A 7,333-nucleotide genomic window follows, 5' to 3' on the forward strand; every position below is an offset into this window, starting at 1 on the left:
TCCAGCGAAGAACAGTTTTAAAAATAATAAAAAGGTCAGGAGGCACTGGCGGCGTATTCCTCCTCTGGCCGCTTCCAGGCGACCCAGAAGTCCCATGCCAGGAGTAAGTTCAGGAGCAGGCTGATCACTATTGCGCCCTTTACTGCTATCAGGTACTTTCCAACCATTGGCACGTAGATGAGGTACCATATCATCGCCGCAGTCACAGTTATCCAGAGGAACAACGCGGGCAGCAGGACCGCCCAGCTCCACTTGCCTGCCCTCTGAACCTTTGCAACCCACAGGGCGGCGGTCATCAGGGCTATACTTGCCAGCATCTGGTTCATGGCGCTGAAGGCGGGCCAGATGACCTTGTAGCCTGCACCCCAGGCGAGGTAGGTGCCGATGCCCGCCAGTATTATCGAGGCGACCCACTTGTTTGTTAGGAGCTTTGCTACTCCCCTGCTCGTGTCGGTGACCATTCCGAAGAGCTCCTGCCAGGCGAAGCGGCCGAGCCTTGTTGCCGTGTCGAGCGATGTCAGGGTGAATGCCGAAACCCAGAGCGTTGCGAAGGTCTTTCCGAATATCTCACTGACTCCGTAGAACTCGCTGACACCCTTGGCGTAGCCTCCAATGAATGTTCCGAGACCTCCCTTCTCGATGTAGTGGATGCCCCACTGGTCTGGCTGGAGGCCCGTGAGCTGAACTCCGTAGACGGCTATTGAGGTTATAACAATCGTCGAGAGGAATCCCTCGGTGAACATTCCACCGTAGCCGACGAGGAGCCCGTGGATCTCGTTGTCAAGCTGCTTGGATGTGGTTCCCGAGCCCACCAGGGAGTGGAACCCGCTGAGCGAACCGCAGGCTATTATGAGGGGTATCGTTGGCCAGAACGGTGAGGGAACCGCCTTCGGACCCTCGGAGGTTATTCCCTTGACGACGTGGGCACTCCACATGGTGTACGCTGGCGCAGTGAAGTCCTTGGCCAGAAGTATGAAGGCCAGTCCTCCAAAGATGAGGCCGAACCAGAGGATGTAGGCGTTCAGGTAGTCCCTGGGCTGGAGGAGGATCCACACTGGCAGTGACGCGGCTATGATGATGTAGACCATGAGGATCAGGTTCCAGTAGTGGTAGACCGTCTTGTAGGCGGCGCTTCCAACCTGCTTCTGGCCCTCGATGAATATGAGTGGGTGCTTGAGGCCAAGCCATACCGCAATTATCATGAGGCCGAGTCCGATTAGTGTTGCCAGTTTGAAGTCCATCTGCATTTTGTAGAGCAGCCAGCCGAGGATAACCGCCACCAGAAGGAACAGCAGGGTAGCGGTGGCCGCTTCAGGGGTTATGGTAAGGAGCTTTGCCGTAACCGCCACGAAGGCTGCCACCACAAGGAGCAGTGCAAACCATATGTAAATCTCAAAGGCCACTCCTGTCCTCTTGCTCATTAGCTTTCCTGCGATCCACTGGACTGACTTACCATCGTAGCGGACAGATGACATCAGTGCCAGGTAGTCGTGGACGGCACCTATGAAGACGTTTCCGAACCAGACCCACAGCAGTCCTGGAAGCCAGCCCCAGGCCATCGCTATCGCCGGACCGACGATTGGCCCCGCTCCCGCAATCGATGCGAAGTGGTGTCCGTAGAGAACGAGCGGGTGCGCTGGAACGTAGTCGACCCCATCGTAGAGCCTGTGGGCTGGAGTCGGCCTGTTGGGGTCGGCCTTGACGACCTTGTTCTGGAGGCTCTTGCCGTAGCTGAAGTACATGCCCACGTATATCGCCGCCGCTATCAGGACGACAAGGGCAGAGTTCATATTTACACCCCCAACTGGATTTTGCGCATTAACGTACAGTCTTTGTACTTAAATGTCTTTTGGTGGAAATCCTGGGAGAATCCATCTTTACACTCCTGCTCGGAAAAATGGTGTTGAGATCAATATCAAGACGGCAAATACCTTATAAAGGTGAAACGAAGGCCGCAGGAAGCTCCAATGGGCTGAAAAGACACCCAGCAACACGAGGAACTGGCCCGAAATTGAAAATACCGGGAGGAAACGACGGGAAAAACCTCGTTTCAGAGCAGTCCTTCCGCCTTCGCCGCCTCCTCCGGGTCCTCGTTCCTGTGGACAACCTTGAGGAGTGCCCTTATGAAGGGCTCAGGGTTCTCGCGCTGGAATATGTTCCTCCCGACAACGGCCCCAGCTCCGCCTGCCTCGATGACCTCCCACACGAGCTTGAGGAAGTCAAGGGGGTTGTTGGTCTTCGCTCCACCGCTGAGGAGAACCGGAACTCCCGCTGCTGCATCAACGACCCTGGCGAAGGTCTCCCTAGAGCCGGTCCAGTAGGTCTTTATCATGTCAGCGCCGCTCTCGACCGCTGCCCTCGCCCCGTACATGACGACGCGGTAGTCTTCTTTTTTACCATAGCGCTCGTTGATGTAGGGGCCGCGCGGATAGGCGAACTGAACCACGGGGAAGCCTAAATCATGGGCATAGCTCGCTATCTCCGCGAACTGGCGCATCATGACGTCCTCAGCTGGACTGCCCCAGTAGACTGTCGCCGCTATGGCATCCGCTCCCAGCTTTACCGCGTCCTCGACGAAGGCCAGCTGGCTCTGGAGGAGCTGCTCGTCCTTCGGGCGGAGGTTGGTCTTGCTCGTGAGCTTGACCATTAACCCTGTGTCGGCCTTCAGCTCGTCTCCGGCCAGCCTGACGGTTCCGGGGAGCATCATGACGCCGTCTATTCCTGCCCTGACGACCTTCTTTACAATGATCCGTGGGTTAATGTGCTCCCAGTGCTCCTCGAAGTCAGTCGGCCCGTGCTCAAAGCCGTGGTCCATCGCGAAAATCAGGGCCCTCCCGTCCCGACGGAAGAACCTCTTCAGCCTCCTCCTTATACCGACGCTCTGGTATGCGTCCATAGTACTCACCGTGGGTGATATATTCTTTGGAGGATTTAAGGTTTGTGGGCGGAGGGGCTTTAAGGTGTTTTTACAACCCCGGTCGGTGTGATTGATGGAAAGCCTGAGAAGAATCGAGTGGAGAATCATCCATCTCGACGAGGTGGATTCCACCAACGAGTACGCCAAGCGCATCGCCGGGAACTCCCCCGAGGGGACGGTCGTCGTTGCGAAGCGCCAGACCGCTGGAAAGGGACGGAGAGGACGTTCCTGGGTCTCTCCAGAGGGCGGCCTCTGGCTCAGCGTCATCCTCAAACCAGGCAGGATAGACCCGAGGCTCGTCTTCGTTGGTGCTCTCGCGGTGGTCGACACGCTCGCGGACTTTGGGATCACCGCGGGAATCAAGTGGCCCAACGACGTCTGGGTCTCCGGAAGGAAGATAGCGGGCATTCTCACGGAGGGGAAGGGTATCGAGTACGTTATCCTTGGAATCGGCCTCAACGTGAACAATCCAGTTCCGGAGGAGCTGAGGGAAAGTGCCACCTCGATGCTCGAGCTTACTGGGGCCAAAGTTCCTCTGGAGAAAGTTCGTGAGAGGCTTCTCTTCCACCTCGGCGGCTGGTACAGGGTTTTCCTTGAGAGGCCGGATCTGCTGATGGCGAAGGTTCGGGAGAGGACGTTCATCCTTGGGAAAACCGTCCGGGTGCTTCAGGACGGTGAGGAGCTTGCTGGAAGGGCCGCGGATATTCTCGAGGACGGTTCGCTCCTCCTCGAAACTCCATCGGGACTGAAGAGGGTAACCCACGGCGACGTTTCGCTGAGGTTCTGAGACCGGTGGATAAAGTTAAATACCCGGTGGTGGCGCTACTTACAGCACGAACAAGGAGGTAGGGATATGAAGAGATTGCCAGCGGTGATCCTCGCCGCGCTTCTGCTCACGTCCCTCCTCGGCCCGGAACTCGGGCTCGCGGGAGACGTCCACCCAAAAACCTACAGGCAGAACTTCCTCTTCACGGCAATCGTGATGCCCAACGGTGACGCCAACATCACGATGAAGACCGTCTGGCTCGAGCCAAGGGATGAAATAATGAGGCAGATCGAGGAGATACTGAACGGAACCGAGGGCGGCAACATCACCGTCGAGGAGGCCATAAAGAGGTTCGAGGAGGAGCAGCTGAGAAGGTACCTTGAGGGTCTCAGACAGGCGGGTATGGAGGTCGTTAATGAGAGCCTGAGGGCCTACGGCATAGAGGAGGGAAAGAACATAACCATCGTCTTCAACGCCGTGGCGAAGCATTTCGCGACCTACTACTCCTACGACGACCACTGGGAGGTCAGGGTTGATCCAACGAGGGGTTACGGTTCGATGGCGATTCCCGACACCGGTTTCCCCTTCGAGATTATAATGAACAACACCTTCGTCGTGAAGCTCCCACCCAACTCCACGGTGCTGAGCTACCCGAAACCCTACGTGAAGCAGTACAACCAGAGCAGGTTCCTCGTTACCTCGGGGGTGAACGGCGAGACGGTCATAGTGAGATCCTTCATCCAGCTTGAGCCGTTCCTTTCGCCCGAGGGGTTCAAGGCCCTCTTCGGCGACTACGACGGCTACTACATCAAGTACCGGGCTCCGTATAGGGGTGAGGAGCGGTACGAGAGGAGCGTCATGAAGGAGTACGTTACAGTGGATGTATACACCAACGGCACCGTGAGGCTTCACATGAGGGACGAGTACATCGAGCCAAAGGAGGAGGTAATGCAGAGGAAACTGGAGATCCTCTCCTACGGGGTGGACAACGTCACTCAGTACATACTCAGGACCTACTCCCTTGCCCTCGGCTTTCAGGGGGCGATAGTGGAGGGCGGCAGGGTGAGGATATTGGGCCTCAACGAGACGGACGCACCCCTCGTGATAGACGCGGAGTACCTCGTTAGGAACTTCACGAGGTACGAGAACGGCTCCTACGTTTACTCCTTCGACCCGACGATGGGGATAGCCGACAGGCTCGAGGGCAACCTCCAGTACGAAGTCAACCACACGCTTTACCTCACGCTCAACCTGCCCAGGGGCTCCGAGATACTCGAGGTGCCGGACAACGTAACAGATGAGCTCAGGGGCAACAGGTTTACGATGACCGTCCTCAGAAACGCCACCTCGGTCAGGGTCGTCTCCAACGTCTTTCTCCGTTACGGAGCTCCGGCGGAGGATGTAAAGGCCCTCCTGCTAAAGCACGAGAACGCGACCATACGCTATACCCTTCCGGCAGAGGACGGGAGCGGTCTCAGTGGAACGCAGAAAACCGCCGCCGTGATCATTGCGATCCTGCTTATAGTAGGGGCCCTGGTCATCTGGCGGAGGCGCTGATTTCTCCTTCGATATTCATTTAAACAGTCCTTCCCAATTTTTACCGGTGAAGCACATGACGAGGAAGCTCTACTACGAGGACGCCTATTTGAAGGAGGCCAGGGCAAAGGTTCTGGAAATCCGGGATAACGCCCTCCTACTCGACCAGACGGTTTTCTATCCAACCGGCGGCGGCCAGCCCCACGACAAAGGCTGGATAAACGGCGTCGAGGTTCTCGATGTGTACAAGGAGGGAGAAAACGTCTGGCACGTCGTTGCCGAGCCTGAGAAGTTCAAAGTGGGGGATGAGGTTGAGCTTAAAATTGACTGGGACTACAGGTACAGGCTCATGAGAATCCACAGCGCGATGCACCTCCTCGAGCACGTTCTCAACGAGGTTCTTCCCGGCGAGTGGGAACTCTACGGCAGCGGAATGAGTGCAGAAAAGGGCCGCTACGACATAGTCTACCCGGAGAACGTCAATCAGTACAAGGAAAAACTCATCGAGACCTTCAACAGGCTCGTTGACGAGGGCGGTGAAATGAAGATATGGTGGGAGGGGGAAACCAGATACACCCAGATACGGGACTTCGAGGTAATCCCCTGCGGAGGAACCCACGTGAAGGACATTAAGGAAATCGGCCACCTCAAGAAGCTCAAGCGCTCCAGCCTTGGAAGGGGGAAGCAGAGGATAGAGATCTGGCTCGAGGACTGAGAGTTCTTCCCCCTTGGGGGTTCTTTCTCCAATCTCCTGAAACAGCGCCCCTGCCTCACACCTTCTCAAAGACGTAGAACCACCTGTCGAGGCTTTTATGAACCCTCTGGTAGTACTTGCCCACGGGCCTGAAACCCGCTTTTTGGCCCTCGGCTTCCCCGTCGAAGTCGGCTGGAAAGGCTATCGCCAGCCTTCCGCCATCTTTGAGCACGTTGTACATGCTCCTTAGAGCCTTTCGGTACAGCTCGTCCCTCCTCCGGCCGGCGAGCGTTGCTGAGGTGCCGTAGGGCGGGTCGGTGGCTATCGCCTCGAACCTCTTTTCTGGAAAGAGCTCCTTCAGCCTCGTCGCGTCGCCGATCTTGAGCTCGTAGTTCTCTATGCCGTAGTGCCTGAGGTTGGTTTCCGCTCCTTCGACCATCTCCGGCTTTATGTCCACGCCGTAGACCTTAAGGCCAATCAAACCGGCCTCCATCAGAATCCCGCCCGCACCAACGAAGGGGTCGAGAATCTCATTCCGGGCTTTTGTGAGGTTTACCAGTGCCCTCGAAATCCTCGGATGAAGGGAGATTGGCCTGAAGAAGGGCCTGTGGTGGGCCTTCCTGCTCTCGAAGTCCTTGGGATCGAAGAACCTCAACCTTATTCCCGCGTAAAGCCTCTCGCCGCAGTAGACCCTTACGATAGTGTCCGGTTTCGAGAGGTTTACCCTGAATCCCTGCGCGTGTATTACCGCTCCAAGCTTCCTCGGCAGATCGAGAACATCGTGCCCGCAGTTGGCCATCGTCTCGGTGTCAACCTTGAAGGTCCCCTTAATCGGCCACTCGACTCCCCTCGCCTTCTCGAGGAGTTCCCCAATCGAGTCCGCCTCGACAACCAGCTTTCCGTATTCATGGGCCAGGCCGAGCCGGTCAAGGAAAGGAAAGGCATCCTCGCCTGCATCAACCCTGAGAAAGAGGTAGTCCTGGTCAACTATCTTCCCTCCGCCGAGTTCGAGCATGGCTTTGACCTCGTCCCTCGCCATCCCCGGGAGGCTTCCAAGTATCTCAACGTAGAGCATGGTCTCAGCTCTCCCTGGAGTTTAAATGGTTGTCGGTTCCGTCATTCATACTGCCGGCTGTGGGGGTGTTTACTCCTCCTGCTTTGTATAGCATTGTACTTTGAAGCGTTCGTTTGAGACCTCAAAACACCGAAAGGCTAATAAACAATGAAAGCATAACATCAGGTGCAAAACCCCTATGGGGGGGGCGATGTTCGGAAAGATGTTGGCCCTGGCCTTTGCAGGTTTTCTGGTTTTTGTAGCGACCTTCGCGGTAGCGAACGACGTTGCCCGGGAAACCCAGGTGGTTTCGGACCCAATGGTAAGTGATTCGGACAGCTACGTGATGCCCGAGGGTCAGCTGTA

Annotated in this window: 6 protein-coding genes; 3 read left to right on the top strand and 3 right to left on the bottom strand. The window is 56.6% G+C overall.

The features are described 5' to 3' along the window. Positions 1 to 35: 35 nt before the first annotated feature. Positions 36 to 1,790: a carbon starvation protein A gene (locus MV985_RS09555; RefSeq protein ID WP_297465690.1), complete on the bottom strand. Its 1,755-nt coding sequence runs from the start codon at positions 1,788 to 1,790 to the stop codon at positions 36 to 38. A gap of 260 nt (positions 1,791 to 2,050) precedes the next feature. Further along, positions 2,051 to 2,896, bottom strand: a complete 846-nt coding sequence (fba, locus tag MV985_RS09560) for a class I fructose-bisphosphate aldolase (RefSeq protein WP_297465726.1) — start codon at positions 2,894 to 2,896, stop codon at positions 2,051 to 2,053. A gap of 94 nt (positions 2,897 to 2,990) precedes the next feature. Here fba and MV985_RS09565 point away from each other — a divergent pair, with 94 nt between their 5' ends. The 3 genes from MV985_RS09565 (at position 2,991) to MV985_RS09575 (ending at position 5,934) form a co-directional block, all read left to right on the top strand. Next, complete coding sequence (locus tag MV985_RS09565; RefSeq protein ID WP_297465693.1) at positions 2,991 to 3,704, top strand: biotin--[acetyl-CoA-carboxylase] ligase; 714 nt, start codon at positions 2,991 to 2,993, stop codon at positions 3,702 to 3,704. A 66-nt stretch (positions 3,705 to 3,770) separates the two neighbouring features. Beyond that, positions 3,771 to 5,240 (top strand): exodeoxyribonuclease VII small subunit, encoded by a 1,470-nt coding sequence (locus MV985_RS09570; protein ID WP_297465695.1) that lies wholly within the window; start codon positions 3,771 to 3,773, stop codon positions 5,238 to 5,240. A gap of 55 nt (positions 5,241 to 5,295) precedes the next feature. Beyond that, complete coding sequence (locus MV985_RS09575) at positions 5,296 to 5,934, top strand: alanyl-tRNA editing protein (protein WP_297465697.1); 639 nt, start codon at positions 5,296 to 5,298, stop codon at positions 5,932 to 5,934. Positions 5,935 to 5,989: 55 nt separating this feature from the next. On the opposite strand, the gene MV985_RS09580 is transcribed toward MV985_RS09575, so the two are convergent. Further along, entirely contained in the window at positions 5,990 to 6,988 is a 999-nt protein-coding gene (locus MV985_RS09580; protein ID WP_297465699.1) for a TIGR01177 family methyltransferase, read from the bottom strand. Positions 6,989 to 7,333: the final 345 nt, after the last annotated feature.

This window comes from Thermococcus sp., from assembly GCF_027012695.1.
Classification (GTDB): Archaea; Methanobacteriota_B; Thermococci; order Thermococcales; family Thermococcaceae; genus Thermococcus.

Excerpts from the sequence above, each read along its gene's own strand:
- MV985_RS09555 (WP_297465690.1), bottom strand. The coding sequence starts at position 1,790 with ATGAACTCTGCCCTTGTCGTCCTGATAGCGGCGGCGATATACGTGGGC.
- fba (WP_297465726.1), bottom strand. The coding sequence starts at position 2,896 with ATGGACGCATACCAGAGCGTCGGTATAAGGAGGAGGCTGAAGAGGTTC.
- MV985_RS09565 (WP_297465693.1), top strand. The coding sequence starts at position 2,991 with ATGGAAAGCCTGAGAAGAATCGAGTGGAGAATCATCCATCTCGACGAG.
- MV985_RS09570 (WP_297465695.1), top strand. The coding sequence starts at position 3,771 with ATGAAGAGATTGCCAGCGGTGATCCTCGCCGCGCTTCTGCTCACGTCC.
- MV985_RS09575 (WP_297465697.1), top strand. The coding sequence starts at position 5,296 with ATGACGAGGAAGCTCTACTACGAGGACGCCTATTTGAAGGAGGCCAGG.
- MV985_RS09580 (WP_297465699.1), bottom strand. The coding sequence starts at position 6,988 with ATGCTCTACGTTGAGATACTTGGAAGCCTCCCGGGGATGGCGAGGGAC.